The following is a 498-nucleotide window of genomic DNA, read 5'->3' as shown; positions in this document are numbered from 1 at the left end:
GGGTATTGGTGCTCATGGGTGTCTCATCTCTCGGCCGCAGTGTCCGCAGTGTCCGTCGTGGTACATGTGGGTGGGGTAGCGGGGCTGACCGTCGGTGTCGTAGCCCATCACCCCGTGGAGGATGGTGAGTGCTCGGCAGGCCACGGAGTGCCCCGCGGCGGTCGCGGACATCGCCGACGACGATGGCTAGATCAGCCATGATCGGCCCCTCTCTCGGTCGTTTCGTGTACGGCGATCCGGTGGGGCACGGTCTGCCGATCGGCTTGCGTCTTGCCCGGACAGTGCTGCCAGTTGTGTGTGCGTGCGCACCCGCACGCGAGCATCGGCATGGGTTTGCCGCAGTAGTCGCAGGGCCGGTGTCCATTGACGCACGGTCCGAGAGCTGCTTCGAGGTCTCGATCACTGAGGAGGTCGAGGCGCTGCCTCTTGGTGTGTCCGCAGTCGATGCATTCCCAGACCGCACTGCTCCGCTTCGTGCCGTAGGGGCCCGTCCAGCCC

At 66.1% G+C, this 498-nt stretch carries 1 protein-coding gene; it reads left to right on the top strand.

What is annotated here, in order from left to right:
* Positions 1 to 197 precede the first annotated feature (197 nt).
* A partial coding sequence (locus tag ACTQ48_RS11500; RefSeq protein ID WP_441571060.1) for a hypothetical protein occupies positions 198 to 498 on the top strand: 301 nt, incomplete at its 3' end.

The organism is Collinsella sp. Sow4_E3 (genome assembly GCF_052116285.1).
GTDB lineage: Bacteria > Actinomycetota > Coriobacteriia > Coriobacteriales > Coriobacteriaceae > Collinsella.
This window is presented reverse-complemented; position numbering and strand designations above follow the sequence as displayed.